Consider the following 23,618-nt stretch of genomic DNA (forward strand, 5'->3'; position numbering starts at 1 on the left):
CGACATCGCGCGATATCGGGCCTCGGTCATTCCCAGCAATCGTCCGCGATCAGAACTGACCGGCCCAGGGGCCATGATGCAGGTCCTTGCCGTCCAGGCGGTCGAAGCCGTGGGCACCGAAGAAGTCGCGCTGCGCCTGGATAAGGTTCGCCGTGCCGCGACCGCGGCGATAGGTGTCGAAGTAGGACAGCGCCGAGGCGATCGCCGGGACCGGCAGGCCCGAGAGTGCGGCATGGGCAACGACGCGGCGCAACGCCCCGTCTGTTTCCTTGACCATTTCGGCGAAGGCCGGCGTCACGACGAGGTTCGCCACGTTCGGATCCTTGGTGAAGGCCGACGTGATCTCGTCGAGGAACTGCGAGCGAATGATGCAGCCGGCACGCCAGATGCGGGCGATGGTCGGCATGGGCAGCGACCACTTGAACTCGTCAGACGCAGCCGACATGACCGCGAAACCCTGCGCGTAGGCCGCGACCTTGGCGGCGAGCAGGGCGTTTTCGAGATCCGCGATGAAGGCGGCCTTGTCCTTCGGCGTTTCTCCGAGTGTCGGCAGGCCGAAGAGCTTTTCGGCGGCCAGGCGCTCCTGACGCAGCGACGACAGCACCCGACCGGAGACCGCAGCTTCGATACCGCTCGCAGCCACTGCCAGGTTCTGTGCCTCGATGGCCGACCACTTGCCGGTACCCTTCTGGCCGGCGGCATCGACGATGATATCGACCATCAGCTTGCCGGTTTCCGGATCGGTGGCCTTCAGAACCTTTTCGGTGATCTCGATCAGGTAGGAGTTGAGGCGGCCCTTGTTCCACTGACCGAAGATTTCACCGATTTCGGCCGCCGACATGCCAAGGCCGTCGCGCAGGATGCCGTAGATCTCGGCAATCATCTGCATGTCGGCATATTCGATGCCGTTGTGGATCGTCTTGACGAAGTGCCCGGCGCCATCGGTACCGAGCCAGGCGACGCAGGGGTCGTCGTTGAACTTGGCGGCAATCGAGGTCAGCACAGGCTCGACGCGCTTCCAGCTTTCCTCGGTGCCACCGACCATGATCGAAGGACCATGGCGGGCGCCTTCCTCACCGCCGGACACACCCATGCCGATGAAGGTCAGGTCGGTTCCGGCAAGGCGTTCGAAACGCGCGACGGTATCGCGGAAATTGGCGTTGCCGGCATCAATCATGATATCGTTCTTGGACAGATGCGGCATCAGCGCCGCCATCTGCTGGTCCACGGCCTCGCCAGCCTTGATCATGATGATGATCGGGCGCGGTGGCCGGATGGCGGCGACAAACTCCTCGATCGTGTGGCAACCGATGATTTGGCCGGCCAGATCGCCTGCTTCTGCAAGGAATTCATCCGTGCGCGCCGGCGTCCGATTGAAGACCGCGATCCGATTGCCCTTTTCGGCAATGTTGAGCGCCAGATTGGAGCCCATGACTCCGAGACCGATCAGTCCGATTTCCGCTTGCTGCACGATGTAGCCTCCGCATGCAAATTCTTAGATGAGGCTTTCTCGCATCCGCAAAGGCATGCGGCAAGCGTGAAATTTGACCGCCCGGTAAACGGTGCATCAATCCGCCGGCCTGTCGTCCTTGTCCGACAGAACCCGCCATGCGGCACCATCGAGATCTTCATACTGGCCGCTCTTCAACGACCAGAGGAAGGCAAAGAGTCCGAGACCGCCGAGAAACAGCGCGATCGGAATGAGGAAGATCAGCATGTTCATGCGGCAATCCTCGCATCGTCAGGGGCTCCAGCCGGTACCGTCGCGGCGGCGTCCCCTGTCAGGGTATTCTCGTCAAGTGCCAGCCGGTTGAGGCGCAGCGCATTGGCAACCACGATGATCGACGAGGTCGACATGGCAACAGCCGCGATCAGGGGGGTGGCGTAACCGAGGAGCGCAATCGGTACGGCAATGACGTTGTAGCCGATGGCAAGCGCGAAGTTCTCGCGGATCAGGCGACCCGCACGGCGCGACGCCTCGATCGCAAACGGTACGGCTTCGAGCCCGTCGCGCATGAACACGAAGTCGGCAGCCTGGCGACCGACATCGGCGGCGGTGGCGGGTGCCATCGAGACATGGGCGGAAGAGAGAGCCGGAGCATCGTTGATGCCGTCACCCACCATCAGCACGCGGCGCCCGCGCGCCGACGCATCGGCGCAGGCCTCCGCTTTCTCACGGGGGCTAAGCCCTGCCCGCCAGTGGGCGATCCCGAGATCGGCTGCGAGCTTGGCAACGACGGGTGCGCGGTCGCCCGAGAGAATGCCAAGCTCGAGACCTGCATGCTTCAGGGCCTCGACTGACGACCGGGCTCGCGGACGCAGCGCATCCTCGAAGAGGTATGTGGCGCGTTCGATCCCGTCGAGGGAGAGAACCACTTCGGAATAGGGCTTGTCAGTCAGATCGATCGGCTGGGAAGGAGAGGCAAAGCGGCGATTGCCGAGCCGCCAGACGCCCTCCTCCGTCTCCGCCTCGACACCGGCGCCCGGCACTTCGCGAACGGTTTCGAAACCGCGCGGCTGGCCGCCATAGGCCGCCCACAGGGCGCGAGACAGCGGGTGACGGGAATGGGCGGCGAGACCGGCAGCGACGGCAAAGCCGACCGGTTCGATCCTGGCTGCATCGACGAGTCTTGGACGACCGAGCGTCAGCGTTCCGGTCTTGTCGAAGGCAACAGCCTCGATCTCGGCCAGACGCTCCATGGCAGAACCGTCCTTGACCATGACGCCCGCCTTGAACAGGCGCCCGGCAGCCACGACCTGGACAACGGGCACGGCAAGGCCGAGTGCGCAGGGGCAGGTGATGATGAGGACAGCGATTGCGACCATCATCGCGTGTTTCCAGTCGCCGTCATACAGCCCCCAACCGACAAAGGCGGTGACGGCGAGCAGATGCACGGCCGGCGAATAATATTGCGCGGCGCGGTCTGCGATGCGGCGATAACGTGCCCTGCCCCCTTCGGCTGCCTCCATCAAATGGATGATTTCGGAGAGGAACGAGTTCTGGGCGGTCGCAGTGGCACGCACGGTGAGCGAGCCCGTGAGGCTCAACGTCCCCGCCTGGACATGCGAGCCCGGACGGACGGAAACCGGCGCACTTTCACCATTGACGATCGACATGTCGAGATCGCTTTCGCCCGAGACGACCATGCCGTCGACGGGAATGCGGTCGCCGGCCGCGATTGCGACCTGGTCGCCGACGCGGATTTCATCGACGGCACGGTATTCGCGGGAACCATCGTCGGAAAGCACCATGGCGCCGCGTGGATTGAGGCGGGCAAGCCCGCTGATCGCCGACCGCGCCCTGTCGCGCATGACATGGTCAAGCGTGCGGCCGATCAGCAGGAAGAAGAGCAACGACGCCGTCGCGTCGAAATAGGCGTGTTCGCCGTGATGAATGGTTTCCCAGAGCGAGGCGAAATAGGACAGCGTGATGCCGATCGCGATCGGCACGTCCATGTTGGTACGGCCGTGTTTCAGCGCGTTCCAGGCAGACTCGTAGAAGAAGCGACCGGCATAGATCAGGGCCGGGGCGGCGATCATGGCCGAAATCCAGTGGAAGAGATCGCGGGTCGAGGCTTCCGCCCCGGACCAGATGGAAACCGACAGGAGCATGATATTGGTGGCGGCGAAGCCTGAAACCGCGACCGCCCGGATCAACTTGTTGCGCAGCGCATCCGAGGCTTCTTCTGCCGCCGTGAACAGGTGGGCCGTATAGCCGGCCGAGACGATCGCGCGCGCCAGATTGACGGGGTCTGTTTCCACGCCGTCGACCGCTTCCTTCCAGACGACGGAGACACGTTTGGTCGAGAGGTTGACGCGCGCACGCTCGACTTCCGGCAAGGCTTTCAACACACTCTCGACGGTTGAAATGCAGGTGCCGCAATGGACCGAGGGCACGCTCATGTCGACCTGCCAGAGCCCGGGGCCGACGGCACGGCTGGAGAACCTCAGCTCTTCCGCCGATGGCAGGGACGCCCCTGCCCGCTCCAGGTCGAGTGCGCCTTCAGTGCCTGCTGCACAGCAACTCATCGCTATTCTCCCGAAACGGTGACCCGCTTCGCCTCATGCATGATCAGCTTTGCATCCTTTGTCGCCTGGATTTCGACGATCCAGCTCCCGGGCAGGATCGCCTTGTCTGCCAGATAGAGACCATCCCCGGCGGGAACCAGCTGCAATTCGAAATCCTGGGCAGTGCCAACCGGGCGCCTGAAATGGGCGGTCACCGCATCGGCGACGACCGGAGTGTTTTCAGGCAGGGTCAGGCGGTAGCGCATGCCCTTGCCATCCACCTGGAGATCGCCGGCAATGCCGGTCGCGAGCATATCGCGAATGGCGGCCGTCTTGCCGTTGAACTGCTGGCTTGCGACATAGGTGTTTTTCACCACCAGACCGCTCCAGGTGGATGTCGCGAGATAGGCCATGGTGAAGTTGACCGTGATGATCGTGCCAAAGAAGGCCAGCATGATCGCCAGCATGTGCCAGCCCGTGAAGGTGAAGGGTTTCTTGGCCTCTGAGTTCATTTCCTGGCTCCCGGTCCCATGAAGACTGCATCATACACGTCGCGCTCGTCGCTGCCCGCATCCTTCGCAACGAACTGGAAATCCTGGTTGGCGTCGGTGACCTTGTCGCCGGCAAGCGTGACAAAGACCTTCAGCGTCGTGGCCTCGTCCGGCTCCACCGAGACGGTGAATAGCCGGGCGGGCGACTGGCTGATGCCGTTGATCTTCATGGTCGCATCCGGCAGGCCCTCGAGTGAGACCTCGATATCACGCGGAACGGCGATCATGTTGAGGATGCGGATCGTATACCCATTGCGGATCGACCCGTCGGATTCGAGCACGAATTGCGGATTGCGGTCGTGCAGGACGTTGAGTTCCAGACGGTCGCGGCCGAGAAGCGCCACGAGCATGCCAATGCCGACAGCCGTCCACACCCCCATATAGAGCAGCGTGCGGGCACGGAAGATGACGCGCCAGTCGAAGTGGCGCACCTTGTCGGAGAACCTGCCGTCGTCGTTGCGCACTCTCTTCGGGTCGATCGCGGTTGCGCCGCCATTGGTCGCGAGCGCCATGTTCGACTGGTATTCGTCGAGCGTGGCATAGGCAATCAGGCCGCGCGGCTTGCCGACCTTGTCCATCACCCCGTCGCAGGCATCGATGCAGAGCGCGCAGGTGATGCATTCGAGCTGCTGGCCGTCCCTGATGTCGATGCCCATCGGACAGACCGCCACGCAGGCATTGCAGTCGACGCAATCGCCAATCGATTCGCCGGCAGCGATGGCCTTCTTGGCATGGCGGGTCCGTGGCTCGCCGCGCCAGTCATTATAGGTGACGACCAGCGAGTTCTCGTCGAGCATGGCGGCCTGGATACGCGGCCAGGGGCACATATACATACAGACCTGTTCGCGCATCAGCCCGCCGAAGACATACGTCGTGGCGGTCAGGATGGCGACGGTCATGTAAGCGACGGGGGCCGCATTGCCGGTGATGAAATCCATGGCAAGCGATGGTGCGTCGGCGAAATAGAAGATCCAGGCGCCCCCGGTCAAAACGCCGATCAGGATCCATGTCGCGTGCTTGCTCACACGCTTCCAGATCTTGTCGAGGGTCCAGGGCGCTGCCTCGAGCTTTATCCTCGCATTGCGGTCCCCCTCGATGAAGCGCTCGACGACGAGAAAGAGATCGACCCAGACCGTCTGCGGACAGGTATAGCCGCACCAGGCCCGCCCGACGGCGGAGGTCAGAAGGAAGAGGCCGAAACCGGCCATGACGAGCAGGCCCGCGACGAAGAAGAACTCCTGCGGCCAGATCTCGATGAAGAAGAAATAGAAGCGCCTATGGGCAATATCGATCAGGACGGCCTGGTCCGGCGCGAATTCACCGCGATCCCAGCGAAGCCAGGGCGTCAGATAATAGATGCCGAGCGTGATCGCCATGACGATCCACTTGAAGCGGCGGAAGCTGCCCTCGGCACGTTTGGGGAAGATCTTCTTCCGGGCTTCGTAAAGCGGCCCGCGGGTCTTGGCCGACATCACCGCCTCGGCTTCGAGTCTCTCGACATCGGGCGTTTCTGCGACATGTGTCTGATCGGCATGCAGGTTCATGGGACGAGGACCTTCTTCTGATGATCGCCTTGTCCCATCTCGCCGGCCAGCCTGCCTTGACTTAAGTCAAGCAGCGGCGAAGCGTCGCAAGACATAGCGTTTTCCATATCTGGAAACAGAAACGGGCCGCATTCTGAAATGCGGCCCGCTGTCGAGAATGTATGCGAAGCTTACTCGCCGCCACCCAGCTGGTGAACGTAGACGGTCAGCTGTTTCACGGTCGTGTCGCCAAGGCGCGCAGCCCAGCCGGGCATGGCGCCGTGACGAGGCTGGCGGATCTGCGCTGCAATCTGTGCCTCGCCATCGACCTTCAGCCAGATGGCATCGGCGAGATTCGGCGCTCCGAAGTCGCGATTGCCCCGGGCGTCGTCAGCGTGGCAGGAGGCGCAATTGTCCGCATAGAGCTCCTTGCCCGGCTCGACCATCTCGACATCGAGCGGCGTGCCTGTCAGGCTGACCACATAGGCCGCGACCTGCTTGATCTGCTCGGCCTCGAGAATGTCGGCAAAGGCCGGCATCTCAGAGATCCGGGTATCCGGATCCTGGTCGTAGCGGATGCCGTGGGCAATGCTGGCCTGGATCGCTTCCAGATCGCCACCCCACAGCCAGTCGTCATCGTTCAGGTTGGGATAGCCGGCACCGCCAGCCGCCCCCGAACCGTGACAGGGCGAGCAGTTCACCTTGAAGGCGGCCGCGCCGCCGGCGACGGCGAACTGGGTCAGTTCCTTGTCGGCGACGATCTGGTCGAGCGGCAGAGCGGCGATCTTGTCCAGGTAGACCGACTGTGCGGACTTCGCTGCGGTCAATTCGGCTGCGACTTCCGCACGGCTGGAATAACCGAGCAAACCCTTGGTGTTTTCGGTCAGCAGCGGCCATGCCGGATACATGATCGTGTAGCCGATCGCCCAGACAATGGTCGCGTAGAAGGTATAGACCCACCAGCGCGGCATCGGGTTGTTCAGTTCGCGGATGCCGTCCCACTCATGGCCAGTGGTCTCGACGCCGCTGATCTCGTCGATGTGTTTCTTGTCTGCCATTGTTCAATCCTCCTTGAGAGGGATGCTGGCCGCGTCATCGGCGGATTTCTTGCCGCCCGGGCGGAATGTGAAGAGCACGACTCCGACGAAGAAAAGGGTCATGGCAAGCAGGCCCCAGCTGTCGGCGAAGTGGCGCATGGCCGTATAGGTTTCCATGGTGCTCTCCTCAGCGGTATCCGGTTGCGTCGTCATATGTGGAGAAGTCGACGAGCGTGCCGAGCATCTGCAGATAGGCGACGAGTGCGTCCATTTCCGTCAGCTTCGCCGGATCACCGTCGAAGTCGCCGATCTTGGCTTTCGGGTAGCGCTCCAGCAGGCCGGACGTATCGGCATTCGGATCCGCCTGGGCCGCGAGATCGGCGGGCGCCTGCGCCAGCATCTCTTCGGTATAGGGCACACCGACGAGGCTGTTGGCCTTGAGGTCCATCGTGACATCCACCAGCTTGAGCGGCGTCGTCTTCAGATACGAGTAGCTCGGCATGATGGATTCAGGCACGACGTCGCGCGGTTCAATCAGGTGCTGGACGTGCCATTCGTTGGAATAGCGGTCGCCGACACGGGCAAGATCAGGACCCGTGCGCTTCGATCCCCACTGGAACGGATGATCGTACATCGACTCCGCTGCCAGCGAATAGTGGCCGTAGCGCTCGACCTCGTCCTTGAACGGCCGGATCATCTGGCTGTGACAGACATAGCAGCCTTCACGGACATAGATGTTGCGACCAGCCAGTTCGAGCGGCGAATAGGGCCGCATGCCCTCCACCTTTTCGATGGTGTTCTCGAGGTAGAAGAGCGGAGCGATTTCCACGATGCCGCCGATGGTGACCACCAGAAGCGAACCGAGGAAGAGAAGGCTCGTGTTCTTCTCGAGGATTGCGTGTTTATCAAGAATTGACATGAGAGCCTTCCTTTCATTCAGCCGGCTGCGCGGCAGCAGGCATGACCGTTCCGGCGATCGGCGCTTCCTGGCGCTCGTGGCCGAGAATGGTCATCAGGACATTGTAGGCCATGATGAAACCGCCCAGGAGATACATGGTACCGCCGACTGCACGCAGCACGAAGTAGGGATGCATGGCAGCGACCGATTCCGCGAAGGAATAGACCAGGAAGCCCTGCTCGTCGTATTCGCGCCACATCAGGCCCTGCTGGATGCCGGCGACCCAGAGCACGGCGGCATAGACGACGATGCCGAGTGTGGCGAGCCAGAAGTGCCAGTTGACCAGGCGCAGCGAATAGAGCCGGTTGCGGTTCCACAGCTTCGGCGTCAGGTAGTAGATCGCACCGAAGGTGATCATGCCGACCCAGCCGAGGGCGCCGGAGTGAACATGCCCGATGGTCCATTCGGTATAGTGGCTGAGCGAGTTGACGGCCTTGATCGACATCATCGGGCCTTCGAAGGTCGACATGCCGTAGAAGGCGATGGCGATGACCATCATGCGGATGATCGGGTCGGTCCGGATCTTGTCCCACGCGCCGGACAGCGTCATCAGGCCGTTGATCATGCCGCCCCAGGAGGGCATCCACAGCATGATCGAGAACACCATGCCGAGCGTCTGTGCCCAGTCAGGCAAAGCCGTGTAGTGCAGGTGGTGGGGACCTGCCCAGATATACATGAAGATCAGAGCCCAGAAGTGGATGATCGACAGGCGGTAGGAATAGACCGGGCGTTCAGCCTGCTTGGGCACGAAGTAATACATCATGCCGAGGAAGCCTGCGGTCAGGAAGAAGCCGACGGCATTGTGGCCGTACCACCACTGGGTCAGAGCATCCTGGACGCCGGCAAAGGCCGAATAGCTCTTGACGCCGAGGAAGGAGACCGGGATCGCGAGATTGTTGACGATATGCAACATCGCGATGGTGATGATGAAGGACAGATAGAACCAGTTGGCCACATAGATATGGCTCTCTTTCCGTCTGATGATCGTGCCCATGAAGCTGATCAGATAGGCGACCCAGACGACTGTCAGCCAGAGATCGACATACCATTCCGGCTCGGCATATTCGCGGCCCTGGGTGATGCCCAGGAGATAGCCGGTGGCGGCCATGACGATGAAGAACTGGTAGCCCCAGAAGACGAACCAGCCGAGATTGCCGCCAAACAGACGTGCCCGCGAGGTCCGCTGGACCACGTAGAACGACGTCGCGATCAGCGCATTGCCGCCGAAAGCGAAGATCACGGCCGAGGTGTGCAGCGGACGCATGCGCCCGAAGTTAAACCAGGGCTCGATGTTGAGATCGGGATAGGCGAGCTGCAAAGCGACGACGACCCCGACGAGGAAGCCGACGACACCCCAGAAGACGGTGGCGATCACGCCGTAGCGGACAACTTCGTCGAAATACTCGGACTGCGGCGCCTTAGGCTTGAGAGCGGAGGAGGATGCCGTGGACGGAGCAAACTGCATCCGACGCAGCATGACGATCGTGCCTGCCGTAAGCACGAAGAAGGCAACCCACATATGGGCTGCAAAGAGACTGTCCTGGGTGAAGGCCACCCCGAGCAGCGCGGCGAAGGCGAGGACCGCCATCACCAGTGTCTCGAACGTATAATTCATTGTTGGAATCCCCCAACGCTTGCTGATCTCATCGCGAGGGGAGCCTGGCCCTGGGGAAGAATCCTCCCGCGTCGAATGCACCAATCGCATTGGGGGACCCAAACCACCTTGATCCAAGTCAATGCGGCGGCTTCTAAAATTCGCAAGGTTTGGTTTCACAACCGGCTTCGCGAATTGTCGTGCGCCATGGCTTGAGACCGCAAGGCGCAAGGCCCGCTGTACGTATCCTGGACTGCTTGGGTACCACGCGACGGAGACCCCGTTGGAGAGAACGGACATGCTGACCAGTATCCAGAACGGCCATGCCGAAAGCGGCGCCACCCGAACCGGCAATCTTCTGCTCGACACGGGCAAGCGCGACCTGTCTTGGCTCAACCGGGCTCATGGCGAGCAACTCGCCCTATGCCGGGAACTGGAGGAGATCGCCGACTCGTTGCCGGCCCGAATCAACCGCCAGAAATGCATCTACGCGGCCAAGGCACTCGGTCCGCTCATCAAGGGCATCCACCACTACGAGGAAACCGTCCTATTCCCCATGCTCCAGGCCAACCCGGACGCCACCGAACGCCTTGGCCCGACGATCGAGAGGCTGAAATTCGAGCATTGCGAGGATGAGTGTTTCGCCGAGGAACTGACCGATGCGCTGTTAAAGCTCGGCTCTGGCGAAAGCGTCAACATGGAGGCCGTCGGCTACATGTTGCGCGGCTTCTTCGAAGGCATGCGACGCCACATCGCGTTTGAAAGAGAGCATCTCCTTCAGGGCGTCACGGACCACTGACGACGCCGGGCGGACCAGACAGCGTCCGGGCCGCCGACCGCCGCAATCACAAGACCCATCGACCGCCTCAGGCGGCGACATCTCCAAAGACGGTTTCCGGTTCACCGAATGTCAGGATGGCACCGCTGATACTGCCGTCCGCGGCACGCAAGGGGCTGCAACGCCCCGGCACGGTGCTCCCCCCCATCTGAGCTGACATTTTTGCAATGAAGGTACCGGACCGCCCGGCAAACGCCGAGTCCAGGGCGTGACGTACGCTCTCGTCGCAACCACCGGCAAGAGCGAGATTGAAGACGCTTCGGCCAATCAACTCCATCTGCTGCTTTCCGAGCATCTCCGCCATGGCCGTATTGGCAAAGAGGTAGCGATAATCGCAGGTAACGACCGCGACACGTTCCGGCAGGTTGTTGAGGATCGCCTCGTTGAGCTGCTCGTCGTCGCCGCCGAGCCGGGCATGGCGCTCGCTCACCTGAGGCATCGGCGTTTCCTGAGCCCGCTTCGGCCCGAAATAGCGCTCGACCAGCAAGGACATCATCGCGGCATGCCGAAGCACGCAGGAGCGGTCGTCGGCATCATCGCGCAGGAACTTGGTGAGGAGGCGCATCTGAAGGTAGATGTCGTCGAGATCGGCGGCGCGATAGCTGATCAACTCCGAGATGAGCGGATCGATTTCGCGATCGAGCACCCGGACGAGCTGATCGTTGCCGCTGCGAATCGCCTGTTGCAACTGCAGCTTTTTCACCGAAACCGCTTCGAACATCGCGCGCAGATTCGAATCACGGAACTCGCCAACAGACATTCGCAACCTCATCACTGCGGTGTGACGCAGAACCGGTTCACGTCACACTCATCCGGCCGTCCCTAACATGAGGTCGTGTCACCTTCAATCGCTGCGAGTGTCCGGCTGCGGCCCAGCCCAAAAAATATCGGTCCGGCTTAATGAAATTACCAATGAAAATTGAGGGGACAGGCAGAGAGCGCGCAGAGCAAAGCCGCGCGACGCCGGCAGGCAAGAGAAACCCGTTGCTGGCGAATCAGATCGTGCGCTTGATGTCCCAGCGGTCGTGATACCAGAGCCACTGCTCCGGATATTCGCGCACCCATGCCTCGACCTTGTCGTTCAGCATCTGTGCCGTGGCCGTGACGTCGATCTGTCCCTTGTCGTTGCGGGGCATCGTGACCCGCGGTTCGATCTCCAGCCGGAAGCGGTTTCCGGGCAGGCGGATGCAACGGGCGGGATAGACCTCGCAGTCGAACTGCCGGGCAAGCTTGGCAAGCAGAGGATTGGTCCGGACCGGATTGTTGAAGAACTGCGTCTCCAGTCCCTTCTTGAACTTCTGGTCGACGAGCACACCGACGCCGCCGCCCTGCTCGAGCTGGCGCGCGAGCGCGAAGGAGGATCCGGCATGCGAGGGAACGAGATTGCCCATGCGCTTGCGACGAAACTCGAAGACCTTCTCGGCGATGTAGGGATTGTTCGGCGGCCGGAAGAGAACCGTGACGAAGAGACCGAAGGCAGCGCCCGCCACGGGAAGCAACTCGAAATTCGCAGTGTGGCCGGTAAAAACGATGAAGGGCCGCGGATTGTCGCGCAGGTCAAGGAATTGCTCGACCCCTGACACCTCCACCCTGCCCTCGCCCGGCTTTTCCGGATCGATATCGAAGAGCTGGTCGAGGAAGACATATTCAGCCGCGAGCCGGCCCATATGGCCCCAGCTCGCAAGCGCAATCACCTCGCGCTCGGCCTCGGATTTCTCCGGAAACGCATTGCGCAGGTTGACCAGCATCAACCGGTGTCGCTTCGTCTTCGGGCCGAGCCAGCGCATCAGCCGGTCGGCAAAGTTGATCGCCGAATCCGCCGGAAATATCTTGAGCGCCGTCAGGAAGCCGAACGCGATCTGCGCCACGGACCAATGATAGAACTTGCGCAGCGCCAGAACGATCCGGGTAACGAACATCCGCACCGGATCAATCCATCTTCAGGATGATCTTGCCGAAGACCTGGCGGCCTTCCATGCGGGCGAGCGCCTTGTCGATGTCATCGAAGGAGACCTGCGTGTCGATGACGGGATGAACGAGGCCACGCGCCATCTTCTGCATGGCATCGGCCATATTCTCCATGCGGCAGCCGAAAGAGCCGATGAGCTTGAGCTGCTGCTGGAACAGCATCATCAGGTTGACCTCGGTCGACACGCCAGAGGTCGAGCCGCACGTAACCAGGCGGCCGCCGCGCTTCAGGCAGAACATTGAGGCTGCGAAGGTGTCCTTGCCGACATGTTCGAAAACGACGTCGACGCCCTTCTTCTTGGTGAGCTTGCGCACCACGCCTTCGAAACGGTCGGTCCGGTAGTTGATGACGTGGTCGGCACCCAGCGCCTTGGCCGGCTCGATCTTGTCATCGGAGCCGACGGTGGTGATGACGGTGCAACCGATCTTCTTGGCGAGCTGGATGGCGGCAGTGCCGATGCCCGAACCGCCGGCATGGACGAGAATGGTTTCGCCCGGCTGGAGCTTGGCATTGTCGAACAGCATGTGCTCGACCGTACCGAAGGTGACGGGAGCGAGCGCCGCGCCGATCGCGTCAACACCGGGAGGTGCCGGCACCAGCAGGCGGGCCGGCAGGTTGATCTTCTCCTGCGCGAAGCCGTCGAGATGGAAACCATGCACGCCCGACACGTTTTCACAAAGATTGTCGCGACCTTCGCGGCACGGCTTGCAGAGACCACATGTACGCGCACCGTAGACGGCAGCGAGCTGGCCCGGCAGGATATTGCCGACGCCGGGGCCGATCGCTTCGACGACACCGGAGGCTTCCGCGCCGATGACGAGCGGCATCTTGCGCTTGGCAAAAGCCATGCCGCGCCAGCCCCAGACATCGATGTGGTTCAGCGCCACGGCCTTGACGCGCAGCGTAACCTCACCCGGACCGGGAGCTTCCGGCTCCGGCAGGTCGACGATTTCAAGCTTGCGATCTTCGACGAGTTGCAATGCGCGCATGACATGTTTCCTTCAGGGCCTACGGGGCAGACGAGGCGTCGTCACGCTCCCATCACACCCGGACGTGTCCCGGGCGTCTGCCGACCTTCGTTGTTCTTGCGAGATGCGTGGATCCTCGGCTGCAGGCCGAGGATGACGTCCCGAATTGATGGCGCAGGCCTTAGACCGGTTCCCGCGTCATGACAAGGCTGGCATTCTGGCCGCCGAAGCCGAAGGAATTGGAGAGAACCGCCGAAACCGAGGCCTCCCGCTTCACGTTCGGCACCACATCGAGCACGATCGAGGGATCGGGGTTCGTGTAGTTGATGGTTGGCGGCACTGTGCCGGACAGCATGGTCTGGATCGAGAACACCGCCTCGACTGCACCGGCCGCCGTCAGCGTGTGGCCGATCATCGACTTGTTCGACGATGCTGGAATTGCGTCCTTCAGCCTGTCGCCGAAGACCGACAGCATGGCGCCATATTCCATCTTGTCGTTTTCAGGCGTCGACGTGCCATGGGCGTTGATATAGCCGATCGCATCTTCCGACAGGCCCGCGTCGGACAATGCCGCACGGATCGTTGCGATCGCGGGGCCGCCATCCGGCGAGGACCGTGTGCGGTGAAAGTGATCGGCCTTTTCACCGCAGCCCTTGATGATGCCGAGAACCTTGGCGCCACGGGCAATCGCCGATTCCAGCGATTCCAGCACCAGCGTTGCCGCGCCTTCGGCGATGACGAAGCCGTCGCGTTCCTTGCTGAACGGCTTGGAAGCCTTTTCCGGCGGATCGTTCTGGGTGGACAGCGCCGACAGAAGCGAGAAGCGGATGACCGCTTCCGGGCTGATCGAACCGTCGGTCGCAACCGTCAGCGCGCGTGTCGTGCGGCCCTGGCGGATCGCCTCGACGCCGAGCTGGATCGCGGTGGCACCGGAGGCACAGGCCGTCGAAAGGGTCACGGGAAGGCCGCGCGTCCCGAACTTGTCGGACAAACGCTCGGAGATCGAGCCGAACTGCACGGCTTCGAGGAAGACCGGATCCGGTTTTTCGCGCATGGCGGCGAGGAAACGGTCATAGGCATCGCCTGGCTGGGTCGAGGCAGGCGCCCGTTCGGCCAGCGCAAAGCGGTCATGCCATTCCGGCTCGACCGGCGGGGCAGCCAGAAAGAGCGGGCCGTTGAAATCGCCATTGATGCCGGCCTGTGCCAGCGCCTCGATGGTCGTCTCGCGGGCCAGCGCATAGGAGCGCTCGACGGCATTGTTGGCGGGAACGGCGATGAAATCGACCGTGCCGCCGATGCGGGTCGACATGCCCTCGGTATCGAAGCGCTTGATGTAATGGATGCCGGACTGACCCGAGGTGAGCTTTGACCAGTTGTCGGCCAGCCCTTGGCCGAGCGACGTGATGACGCCCATGCCGGTGACGGCGATGATCGGGCGGCCGAGATGATCCTTGAAGCGGTTGTCGGTCATGGATCTGTTCTCCTCACGCATTCGCCGAGAGTACGGCGAGGCCTTCGCCCCGCACATAGCCGAGGGTGGAGATGACGGCATGTCTTGCCGGAGCGGTCTGCGCCGTCTCATGCGCCGGATCGAAGGCCGGCACGATGGCGCCAGAATCGATGGCGAGAGCCGCGAGCGCCAAGCCTGCCGGGAATTGGGCTTCGACGGAATGGCCGATCGAACCCGCATAGCCGCGCACAGGCATGCCGGCAAAACGTTCCGCAAGGTGAGCCTTCTCACGTTGCGTCAAGTCAGCCAGCCCCGAAGCGCCCGAGAAGACCACCGTATCAGCAGCAGCCAAGGACGCGGCTTCCGGCACCATCTGCCCGAGACGCGTTTCGAGCTTGCCCTCGTCGCGATTGCCGCGATCGCCTTCGACTGCGTCGAGCACGGCATAGATATGCGCGCCCCGCGCTTCGGCATGTTCGCGGGATTCAAGCACGAGGAAAGCGCCGACCGTGCCCAGGATCATGCCGCCGCCTGACGAGCCGTCACGCGACCAGAGCGATTGCCAGGGACCCGTCTGATGAGCGCGGATGCCCTCGACCAGCAGCAGAATGTCAGGACGCTCTGCAACAAAGGCACCGCCGACAAGCGTATGGGTCGACTGGCCGGCCTTGATGCGGGCGAAGGCGGTCGCAATCGCGGAGATGCCGGCCGCTTCTTCGCCCATGAAGGTGCGCGACGAACCGGTGACCTTGTGCACGATCGAGATATTGCCGGCGAGCAGGTTGGAGAGCTGCGCCAGGAAAAGCGTCGGGCGAAGCTCGGTCTTCAGCTTCTCGATCAGGAATTTCTCGCGGTCGTTGCGCTTCAGCGCCTCGTCGACGATCAGGCTGTCGACGGCAATGTCACGCTCGCCGCCCCCGGCCGCCACGATGAGGTCCATGGTGCCGCAGGCGTCTGCATCGTCCTTCATGCCGGCATCATCAAGCGCAAGGCCGGCGGCGAAGACGCCGAGGCGCTGCCAGTTCTCCATCTGGCGCTGGTCGCCGCGCTTGGCGATCTGCTGCGACCAGTCCATCTCGGGCAGCTTGTGCACGACATAGGGCTTGAACTTTTCGGCCTCGAGCACCGGTTCGGGAGCGGTCTTCTGGGAAAGGAGCGCGATATGCGCTTCCTTGCCGGTGCCGTGGCAGGTGACGATCCCGACGCCGGTGATCACCACATCATTCGGTTGTTTGACCATATGCAATCCTCTCGTCGGCGGGCTGGCCGACGTAAAATGCGGGTTTTCCCGAATAAGGCCCCAAGGTCAATAGCAGATTGCGCGCTTGCGGCCGAATGCGCCTTAAGCCTGGGACGTCATGGCCGCGATCAGACCGATCTCCTCGGCGCGTTTGCGCACGATCGGGGCGAGCGGCACCTCGGAGAAGGGCATGGTGCGCAGCTTCAACTGTGCATCGCAGACTTTCTTGCCTGCGCTCGTGATCTTGGCCTTGGTAACGGCAAAACCTGAACCGTCATGTTCGAGCACAGCCTCGATGTCGAGCACGGCGCCCGGTTCGACGAAGGTGCGCATCTTGGCGCCGTCGACCGACATCAGGAAGGGCATGGCTTCGAAGTCCTTGACCGCAAGCAGCAGCATTCCGGAGGCCTGCGCCATGGTCTCGATCAGAAGCACGCCCGGCACGAGCGGCATGCCGGGGAAATGCCCCTCGAAGACGGGGCTTTCCATCGGCACGGTCGAGGTGGCCTTCAAAAGGCCAAGGCCGAGATCAACGCTCTCGACCTTGTCAATCATCTGGAAATATTCAAGCAACATGACGTGTCTCCGCCGCGTGGCGGCTCAAGCCTTGGCGGCCCTGAGTTCGTCGATCTTGGCGCAGAGGTTTTTCAGAACGAAGTATTCCTCGGTCGAAACTTTGCCTTCGTTGACTTCCTGCGTCCACTGCTCGAGCGGGATCTTGATGCCGAATTCCTTGTCGATCGCAAAGACGATGTCGAGGAAGTCGAGGCTGTCGATGCCGAGGTCATCGATCGTATGGCTTTCCGGCGTGATCGTCTCGCGATCGATTTCGCTGGTCTCTGCGATGATGTCGGCAACTTTGTCGAATGTAGCGGTCACGCTCGTACCTCATATGTCTAAAATTCTGGGTTCCACATAAGGAAAATGGCGTGAAATGCCAATGGTGGTTTTGTGCAGTCGCGAAATTTGCAGGCGTAGTGTTGCCTAAACAGCAATCGAGTGGCGCCCCTTGCCGCTCGACAGATAGCCGTCGAACACAGCAGCGATGGTCCGGGCGAAGGGCCGGCCGGCATCGGTGATGACGAAACGATCGCCCTCCATCAGACAGATGCCGTCCTGGTTCGACTGTGCAAAGGCTCGCGCTTCCGCGACGATGACATCGACCGCATTGCCGAACTCGGCCGTCAGTTCCGCGAATGAGAACGTGAAACGGCACATGATCTCCTCGATCACACGCCGACGCAGCCGGTCGTCGTCGCTCACCTCCACGCCGCGCACGGCCGCAAGCCCGCCGGCTTCCGCCATGCGCTGATACTCGCCGGTTGCCGGCATGTTCTGGACATAGCCTTGCGGAAACTGACCGATGGAGGATGCGCCAAGCCCGATCAGGGCTTCCGCCGCATCATCCGTATAACCCTGGAAATTCCGCCGCAGGCGCCCCTCCCTCGCCGCGATCGCCATGCGGTCCTTCGGCAGCGCGAAGTGGTCGATACCGACAGGCTCGTATCCGGCATCGATAAGCAGCGAAGCGGCGAGGCTCATCTGCGCGAACCGCTCTTCAAGGCCGGGCAAGACCTCTTCCTTGATCATCGTCTGATGCTTCTTCATCCACGGAACATGCGCATAGCCGAAGAGAGCGATGCGATCGGGTGCGAGCGACAGGATATCCCTGACCGTCTCCGCCACGGTCGCCTGCGTCTGGTGTGGCAGACCGTAGAGAATGTCGCAATTGACCGAATGCACGCCACGGGCGCGCACCGCGTCCACCACCGATTTCGTATGTTCAAATGTTTGAATGCGATTGATCGCCTTCTGCACCTCTGGGTGGAAATCCTGAACGCCGAGGCTTGCACGCGTCATGCCGATGGCGGCAAGCGCATCATAGCGCGGTTCATCGAGATCATTCGGATCCATCTCGACGCTGATCTCCACGTCATCGGCAAAGCGGAAGGCGGAACGAAGGGCGTCCATCAGTTCGACCAGGTCGTCCGGTCGCACCATGGTCGGAGAACCGCCGCCGAAATGCACGGCGGTCACGGCGGCGTCGCGGCTGACCAGCGCGCCGACGGTCGCGATCTCCTTCTTCAATGCTTCCAGATAGATAGTGATGGGCTCGTATTTCAGCGTATGCTTGGTGTGGCAGGCACAGAACCAGCAAAGGCGGTCGCAATAGGGGATGTGGACATAGAGTGAGATCCGCTCGTCACCCGTGATTGCCTTCAGCCACTGTGCATATTTGTCGCAATCGACATCCTCGTGAAAATGTGGCGCCGTCGGGTAGCTCGTATAGCGCGGGACAGCGCCAGAATACTTGGCCAGGAGGGAATTCTGCATGATTTTGCGCTGCCTTAGGATGTGTCGAGCTACGACCGAAGATAGCGGCAGCAAGCGGCCGGCTCTTTGACTTCGATCAATTTGCTGATAGTGTTCCCACACAGAGTTTATTGGAACTCACAGGCTCCGGCGGGCCGCCGACCGGGCACGGCAAGCTGCAGCCGAAACCGGGGCGATGGGGTGGCAAGACCATGGATACCTACAGAAAAGACATCCCCCAATGCGACGCTCCTGTCGTATGCCGTTCCTGCGAAGCGCGCCATGGCGGCCTGTGCTCGGTGCTCACGGCCGCCCAACTGGCCGAGATCAACCGTCACTCGATCCGCCGCCGCATCGATGCCGGGAACGAGGTTGTCGGCCAGGGCGAACAGGTCGGAAGCTACAGCAATATCCTGAAGGGCGTCATCAAGCTGTCGAAGATGATGGCCGATGGCCGCCAGCAAATTGTCGGCCTGCAATTCGCGCCGGATTTCCTTGGCCGCCCCTTTCTCGGTGAGAGCACGATCACGGCGGAAGCGGCGACCGACACCGAGATCTGCACCTTCCCGCGCAATGTCGTCGAACGCATGGTGGGCGAAGTGCCCGACATGGAGCGCAAGCTGCATTCCCAGTCGTTGAAGGAGCTGGACGAGGCCCGCGACTGGATGCTGACGCTGGGCCGCAAGACAGCCCAGGAAAAGGTCGCGAGCTTCCTCTACCTGATCGCCACCCACATCGACCCGGAAACCGAAGGTGTCCAGACCTTCGACCTGCCGCTGTCGCGCGCCGACATCGCCGACTTCCTCGGCCTGACGATCGAGACCGTCAGCCGCCAGATGACGAAGCTGCGCAAGGACGGCGTCATCGTCATCGAGAACAACCGCCACGTCATCGTGCCAAAGCTCGACCGCCTGCAAGACGCAGCCGGGATCGACTGAATCATCGCCTCGCCGACGAACACGTTCCGTACTGCCCGATTTGTCGATCGGTTCAACCAGCTCAGAGCAGGCGAATCGCAAGCCAGGTGAGCGCGACGACCGCCGCCATGATCGCACAAGCCGCATAGAAAACGCCGATACCTCCGAGAATATCTGCGGGACCGGCATTGTCACGTCCGCCTGCATGCATCATCGGCTCGCTCACCCGGACGCCGCCATAGACGCGCGGGCCCGCCAGCTGCAGATCGAGCGCGCCGGCCATGGCCGCTTCCGGCCAGCCGGAATTCGGCGAGCGGTGCAATCCACTGTCACGCAGCGCAACCGACATCGAGCGACGGCCGGCCCCTGCCCCGAGCCTCACTGCCGCCGCCAGGGCGATGAAACCGGCGGCCAGCCGCGCTGCGGGCCAGTTGGCGAGATCATCGAGTCGCGCCGAGGCCCAGCCAAAGTCGAGAAAGCGCTCGTTCTTGTGCCCGATCATCGAATCGGCCGTGTTCAGCATCTTGTAGGCGAGCATGCCCGGCAAGCCGGCAATCGCATACCAGAGCGCCGGTGCCACGACGCCATCGGCGAAATTTTCAGACAGACTTTCGATCGCAGCGCGTGAGACACCCGCCTCGCCCAGCGTCTTCGGATCGCGACCGACGATCAACGCGACCGCAAGCCGACCGCCTTCCAGCCCCTCCCGCTGCAGCCCGTCTGCGACGGCCTGAACGTGATCGCCGAGACTTTTCTGCGCGAGGAAGACTGCGACGACAATGACTTCGAGCAGCACTCCAATCAGGCCGAGATGATCGAAGAACCATGAAAGCATGCAGCCGACGGCAGCCGAGCCGGAAAGCAGCAACAGGATCGTCACGGCACCATTCAACCGGCGGCCTTCGGCCGTGAAGGTCGAGCGGTTGAGCGGCTTCTCGAAGAGATCGATCGCCTTGCCGAAGACCACGACCGGGTGCGGCAGGCGGCGCCAGAGCCAGGGCGGGTCCCCGACGATCCGGTCTAGCCCGATAGCGAGCAGCAGCTGCAGGAGATGGCTCATGCGATCACCTCGGGAATGACTTGAGCGCGGCGCCCAGACGGCTATCGCCGGCCGGATCGGGCGCGAGGCCGAAACGCAGCCAGTCGGGCCGGTAGTCGAATCTGCGCGTCAGGATATGACGGCTGCAGAGATGCGCGTGCAGAGCACCGGCCGCGCGATCCTCCACCAGCTGGAACAGGTCTGTTCCTCCCCGCACCGTGAGCCCGGCCTTTGACAGAACGCGGCCAAGAGCCTGTGAACGCTGCCGGATCTGGTCACGGATGACGGAAGTGTCCGAAGACATCAGGTGCTGGGCAAGCACGAGCGCGGGGCCGGACACGGCCCAGGGGCCGAGCCAATCGGCAAACTGGCGGGTGAGGCTTTCATCCGCGATGACGAAGCCGAGGCGAATGCCGGCAAGCCCGAAGAACTTGCCAAAGGAGCGGAAGACAATGAGGTTGGAAGCAGTCCCGGCTGCCACGCTTTGCTCCGGCTCCGTATCGCCGAATGCCTCGTCCACGACGAGCAAACAGCCACGACTGCCAAGATCACTGGCCAGCGCCTGCAATGCGTCCCGCCCGAGCAGACGGCCATCGGGATTGTTGGGGTTCACGACGACGACGAGACTGTGCGCGGGGCCGATCTCACCGAGGTCGGCGATCGCATCGACAGAAATACCGGCAAGCGTGAAGGCCCGTTCATACTCACCATAGGTCGGGGTAAGCACGGCGACGCGACCGCCCGCAGGGACGAGACGCGGCAGCAACTGGATGACGGATTGCGTGCCGGGCACAGGCAGCGGCAGGCGTGCCGCCGAAGTGTAGTAGGTGCGTGCGGCCTCGCGCGCTGCCATATCCCGCTCCCGATCGGGCAGGCGATGCCAGGCACGCATGGGTATGTCGGGCAGGCCCGGCGGACATGGGTTGATGCCGGTGGACAGGTCGAGCCAGTCCTCGATCCGGCCGCCATACTGTGCAGCAGCTGCTGCAAGCCCGCCACCATGCTGGATCGGGCCGCTCATTGCTGCCCTCCGGCAAGATCGATGAGATGCATATAGGAACCGGCAACCGTGCCGCGGCGCAGGCCGACGGCGCCGAGGCTTTCGCCGAGCGCGTCTTCCGCATCGAACAGACGATCTCCGGCCCCTTCCGACACGACCGTGGAATAATGGAATTCATGGGCCGTCAGGGCGCCCGCGAATAGATCGGGCGCGCGCGAGCGAAGTCGACGGTAGCCGAGATGGCGCTTGCGGCTCGCATAACTCGTCACGACGGGCAAGAGGCCGAGCATGGCGTGGGTGTGGCCATCGGCATCGATCAGCCCGTCGCCCAGCACCATATAGCCGCCGCACTCACCGTAGATCCGGGTGCCCCGGGCAGAAGCGGTCGTCATGGCCGTGCGAAAGTGCAAGGCATCGGCAAGCACGCCGGCATGCAGTTCCGGATAGCCGCCAGGCAGATAGACGGCGTCGGCATCCGCGACCGGTGCCTCGTTCGCGAGTGGAGAAAAGAACGAGAGCTCCGCCCCCTGCGCGCGCCAGCCTTCGAGCAGATGCCGATAGGAGAAGGCGAAAGCGAGGTCACGGGCGACAGCGATCCGCTGGCCAAGCGGCGGTATGCCGGCCGGGACAGGCCCGGAAGACTTGGCAACGTCTCCTCCGGCCAATCGCAGAACGGCATCGAGATCGACGCCGGCCTCGATGGCATCGGCCGCGCGTTCGATAAAGGCCTCCAGCGATTCATGCTCGCCCGCCTGGACGAGGCCCAGATGCCGCTCCGGAAGCAATAAATTCTGGTCGGTCCTGAGGCTGCCCAGAACGGGTATCTCGGTCTGCGCCATGGCGGCACGCAGCATGGTGTCATGCCTGTCGCTGCCGACGCGGTTGAAAATGACGCCGGCCACCCGGACATCCGGCCGGAACCGCGCAAAGCCGGTGACCAGGGCCGCCACCGATTGCGAGGTGCGGGCGCAGTCTACGACGAGCACCACAGGCAGAGCGAGACAAACGGCCAGATCGCCGGCACAGCCGCTGCCATCGGCGGCACCATCGAACAGTCCCATCATGGCTTCGACGATCAATGTGCCGGTCTCGGAACAACGGGCGGCTTGCGACCTGAGAAACGCTGGACGCATGGCCCAGGGATCGAAATTGAAGCAGGGCGCTCCGCTTGCGGCTGCGTGAAACGCCGTGTCGATATAGTCAGGGCCGGCCTTGCCAGGGGCCACTGGCACTCCGCGACGGCGAAAGGCCCGCATCAGGCCAAGCGTCACCACCGTCTTGCCGGAACCGGAAGCCGGCGCGGCAATCAGCAGTCCGCTCATGCCGTGTCTTTCCGGTCCGTGCCGAATGGATCGGGCAGGAGTTTGCGCCCGGACATGGCGCCCAGCCAGTCAAGCGAAGGACGGAGCCGGACGACTTCGCCGATCACCACGATGGCCGGAGGCTCGATACCGGCGGCCAGCATGTCGGCCTCGGCCCGCGCAAGCGTCGTCTCAAGCACGGTCTGTTGCGGTGTCGCCGCATTGCAGACGAAGGCGACGGGCTCGTCGGCCCGGCGACCTGCCGAGATAAGATTGGCCGTGATCTGTCCCATATGTTTCATCGCCATATACATGACAATGACAGGTGATCCGCGACCGATCGCATCCCAGTCGATGCGATCGGGCACGACGCCGGAGGAATCATGCCCGGTCAGGAAAGTGACGGCGTGGTTGACTTCGCGATGGGTGACGGGAATGCCGGCATAGGCAAGACCACCGATGCCGGCCGTGATGCCCGGCACGATACGGAAGGGCACGCCATGTTCGATCAGCGTCAGTGCCTCTTCGCCACCCCGTCCGAAGACGAAGGGATCGCCACCCTTCAGACGAAGAACACGGTGGCCGGCCTTGGCGAGTTCGACGAGACGCAACGAGATGTCACGCTGTTTGGCAGACGGCTTGCCGCCACGTTTGCCGGCATATTCGAGCACGGCACCGCTGCGCGCGAGCTTGAGGCAATCCTCGTTGACCAGTGCGTCGTGAACAATGACGTCGGCTTCCGACAGGCCCTTCGCTGCAAGCAGGGTCAAAAGGCCCGGATCACCGGGGCCGGCACCGGCCAGCCACACCTGGCCAGGCTCGATGGCCGGCAGGCTCGTGGGCAGGGCAAGACGCGTCGGTTCACTCATGCTCATGGTCTAGGCCCCGTCGATAAAAATTGCAATTCCGCCC

23 protein-coding genes are annotated in these 23,618 nt (G+C 62.5%); 2 read left to right on the forward strand and 21 right to left on the reverse strand.

From position 1 onward, the window contains the following. Positions 1–49: 49 nt before the first annotated feature. The 9 genes from gndA to ccoN all read right to left on the reverse strand — a co-directional run bounded on the left by gndA (position 50) and on the right by ccoN (position 9,692). Positions 50–1,471, reverse strand: coding sequence for an NADP-dependent phosphogluconate dehydrogenase (gndA, locus tag LJE98_RS12695; protein ID WP_229575583.1), 1,422 nt, complete (start codon positions 1,469–1,471; stop codon positions 50–52). A 96-nt stretch (positions 1,472–1,567) separates the two neighbouring features. After that, positions 1,568–1,723 (reverse strand): cbb3-type cytochrome oxidase assembly protein CcoS, encoded by a 156-nt coding sequence (gene ccoS, locus LJE98_RS12700; RefSeq protein ID WP_229575584.1) that lies wholly within the window; start codon positions 1,721–1,723, stop codon positions 1,568–1,570. After that, complete coding sequence (locus LJE98_RS12705) at positions 1,720–4,029, reverse strand: cation-translocating P-type ATPase (protein ID WP_229575585.1); 2,310 nt, start codon at positions 4,027–4,029, stop codon at positions 1,720–1,722. Before LJE98_RS12705 ends, ccoS begins: the two co-directional genes overlap by 4 nt. A 2-nt stretch (positions 4,030–4,031) precedes the next feature. After that, a complete protein-coding gene (locus tag LJE98_RS12710; RefSeq protein ID WP_229575586.1) occupies positions 4,032–4,520 on the reverse strand; it encodes a FixH family protein in 489 nt (162 codons plus the stop codon). Further along, positions 4,517–6,103, reverse strand: a complete 1,587-nt coding sequence (gene ccoG, locus LJE98_RS12715; protein ID WP_229575587.1) for a cytochrome c oxidase accessory protein CcoG — start codon at positions 6,101–6,103, stop codon at positions 4,517–4,519. Before ccoG ends, LJE98_RS12710 begins: the two co-directional genes overlap by 4 nt. A 170-nt stretch (positions 6,104–6,273) precedes the next feature. Next, complete coding sequence (gene ccoP / locus LJE98_RS12720) at positions 6,274–7,140, reverse strand: cytochrome-c oxidase, cbb3-type subunit III (RefSeq protein WP_229575588.1); 867 nt, start codon at positions 7,138–7,140, stop codon at positions 6,274–6,276. Positions 7,141–7,143: 3 nt separating this feature from the next. After that, a complete protein-coding gene (locus LJE98_RS12725; protein WP_112243432.1) occupies positions 7,144–7,296 on the reverse strand; it encodes a cbb3-type cytochrome c oxidase subunit 3 in 153 nt (50 codons plus the stop codon). A gap of 10 nt (positions 7,297–7,306) precedes the next feature. Beyond that, positions 7,307–8,038, reverse strand: coding sequence for a cytochrome-c oxidase, cbb3-type subunit II (ccoO, locus tag LJE98_RS12730; protein WP_229575589.1), 732 nt, complete (start codon positions 8,036–8,038; stop codon positions 7,307–7,309). A 13-nt stretch (positions 8,039–8,051) separates the two neighbouring features. Further along, the gene (gene ccoN / locus LJE98_RS12735; protein WP_229575590.1) at positions 8,052–9,692 is read right to left on the reverse strand and encodes a cytochrome-c oxidase, cbb3-type subunit I; all 1,641 of its coding nucleotides are present in this window, start codon (positions 9,690–9,692) and stop codon (positions 8,052–8,054) included. 277 nt (positions 9,693–9,969) lie between these two features. Here ccoN and LJE98_RS12740 point away from each other — a divergent pair, with 277 nt between their 5' ends. Further along, entirely contained in the window at positions 9,970–10,470 is a 501-nt protein-coding gene (locus LJE98_RS12740; RefSeq protein ID WP_229575591.1) for a hemerythrin domain-containing protein, read from the forward strand. A gap of 67 nt (positions 10,471–10,537) precedes the next feature. Here the strand turns inward: LJE98_RS12740 and LJE98_RS12745 are convergent, their stop codons facing one another. The 8 genes from LJE98_RS12745 to hemN all read right to left on the reverse strand — a co-directional run bounded on the left by LJE98_RS12745 (position 10,538) and on the right by hemN (position 18,470). Continuing rightward, on the reverse strand, positions 10,538–11,269 hold the full coding sequence (locus tag LJE98_RS12745) for a PAS domain-containing protein (protein ID WP_229575592.1): 732 nt from the start codon (positions 11,267–11,269) through the stop codon (positions 10,538–10,540). A gap of 235 nt (positions 11,270–11,504) precedes the next feature. After that, positions 11,505–12,434 (reverse strand): lipid A biosynthesis lauroyl acyltransferase, encoded by a 930-nt coding sequence (locus LJE98_RS12750; protein WP_229575593.1) that lies wholly within the window; start codon positions 12,432–12,434, stop codon positions 11,505–11,507. A gap of 4 nt (positions 12,435–12,438) precedes the next feature. After that, complete coding sequence (locus LJE98_RS12755) at positions 12,439–13,467, reverse strand: zinc-binding dehydrogenase (protein WP_229575594.1); 1,029 nt, start codon at positions 13,465–13,467, stop codon at positions 12,439–12,441. Positions 13,468–13,627: 160 nt separating this feature from the next. Beyond that, complete coding sequence (locus LJE98_RS12760) at positions 13,628–14,917, reverse strand: beta-ketoacyl-ACP synthase (protein ID WP_229575595.1); 1,290 nt, start codon at positions 14,915–14,917, stop codon at positions 13,628–13,630. A gap of 13 nt (positions 14,918–14,930) precedes the next feature. After that, complete coding sequence (locus LJE98_RS12765; protein WP_229575596.1) at positions 14,931–16,136, reverse strand: beta-ketoacyl-ACP synthase; 1,206 nt, start codon at positions 16,134–16,136, stop codon at positions 14,931–14,933. A gap of 102 nt (positions 16,137–16,238) precedes the next feature. Next, complete coding sequence (locus tag LJE98_RS12770; RefSeq protein WP_229575597.1) at positions 16,239–16,712, reverse strand: 3-hydroxyacyl-ACP dehydratase FabZ family protein; 474 nt, start codon at positions 16,710–16,712, stop codon at positions 16,239–16,241. A gap of 24 nt (positions 16,713–16,736) precedes the next feature. Next, complete coding sequence (locus LJE98_RS12775) at positions 16,737–17,015, reverse strand: acyl carrier protein (protein WP_046797252.1); 279 nt, start codon at positions 17,013–17,015, stop codon at positions 16,737–16,739. Positions 17,016–17,120: 105 nt separating this feature from the next. Then, entirely contained in the window at positions 17,121–18,470 is a 1,350-nt protein-coding gene (gene hemN / locus LJE98_RS12780; RefSeq protein WP_229575598.1) for an oxygen-independent coproporphyrinogen III oxidase, read from the reverse strand. Positions 18,471–18,661: 191 nt separating this feature from the next. Here hemN and LJE98_RS12785 point away from each other — a divergent pair, with 191 nt between their 5' ends. After that, a complete protein-coding gene (locus tag LJE98_RS12785; protein ID WP_229575599.1) occupies positions 18,662–19,387 on the forward strand; it encodes a Crp/Fnr family transcriptional regulator in 726 nt (241 codons plus the stop codon). A 61-nt stretch (positions 19,388–19,448) separates the two neighbouring features. Here the strand turns inward: LJE98_RS12785 and cbiB are convergent, their stop codons facing one another. The 4 genes from cbiB to cobA are packed head-to-tail and all read right to left on the reverse strand — an operon-like array spanning position 19,449 to position 23,581. Beyond that, positions 19,449–20,426 carry an adenosylcobinamide-phosphate synthase CbiB gene (cbiB, locus tag LJE98_RS12790; RefSeq protein ID WP_229575600.1) on the reverse strand — a complete coding sequence of 326 codons (978 nt, stop codon included), beginning with the start codon at positions 20,424–20,426 and terminating at the stop codon, positions 19,449–19,451. Positions 20,427–20,430: 4 nt separating this feature from the next. Beyond that, positions 20,431–21,426: a threonine-phosphate decarboxylase CobD gene (gene cobD / locus LJE98_RS12795; protein ID WP_229575601.1), complete on the reverse strand. Its 996-nt coding sequence runs from the start codon at positions 21,424–21,426 to the stop codon at positions 20,431–20,433. Further along, positions 21,423–22,727 (reverse strand): cobyrinate a,c-diamide synthase, encoded by a 1,305-nt coding sequence (locus LJE98_RS12800; protein WP_229575602.1) that lies wholly within the window; start codon positions 22,725–22,727, stop codon positions 21,423–21,425. Before LJE98_RS12800 ends, cobD begins: the two co-directional genes overlap by 4 nt. Further along, positions 22,724–23,581 (reverse strand): uroporphyrinogen-III C-methyltransferase, encoded by an 858-nt coding sequence (cobA, locus tag LJE98_RS12805; RefSeq protein ID WP_229575603.1) that lies wholly within the window; start codon positions 23,579–23,581, stop codon positions 22,724–22,726. Before cobA ends, LJE98_RS12800 begins: the two co-directional genes overlap by 4 nt. Positions 23,582–23,618: the final 37 nt, after the last annotated feature.

The sequence above is a fragment of the Rhizobium sp. 'Codium 1' genome, from assembly GCF_020889605.1.
Taxonomy (GTDB): Bacteria; Pseudomonadota; Alphaproteobacteria; order Rhizobiales; family Rhizobiaceae; genus Allorhizobium; species Allorhizobium algae.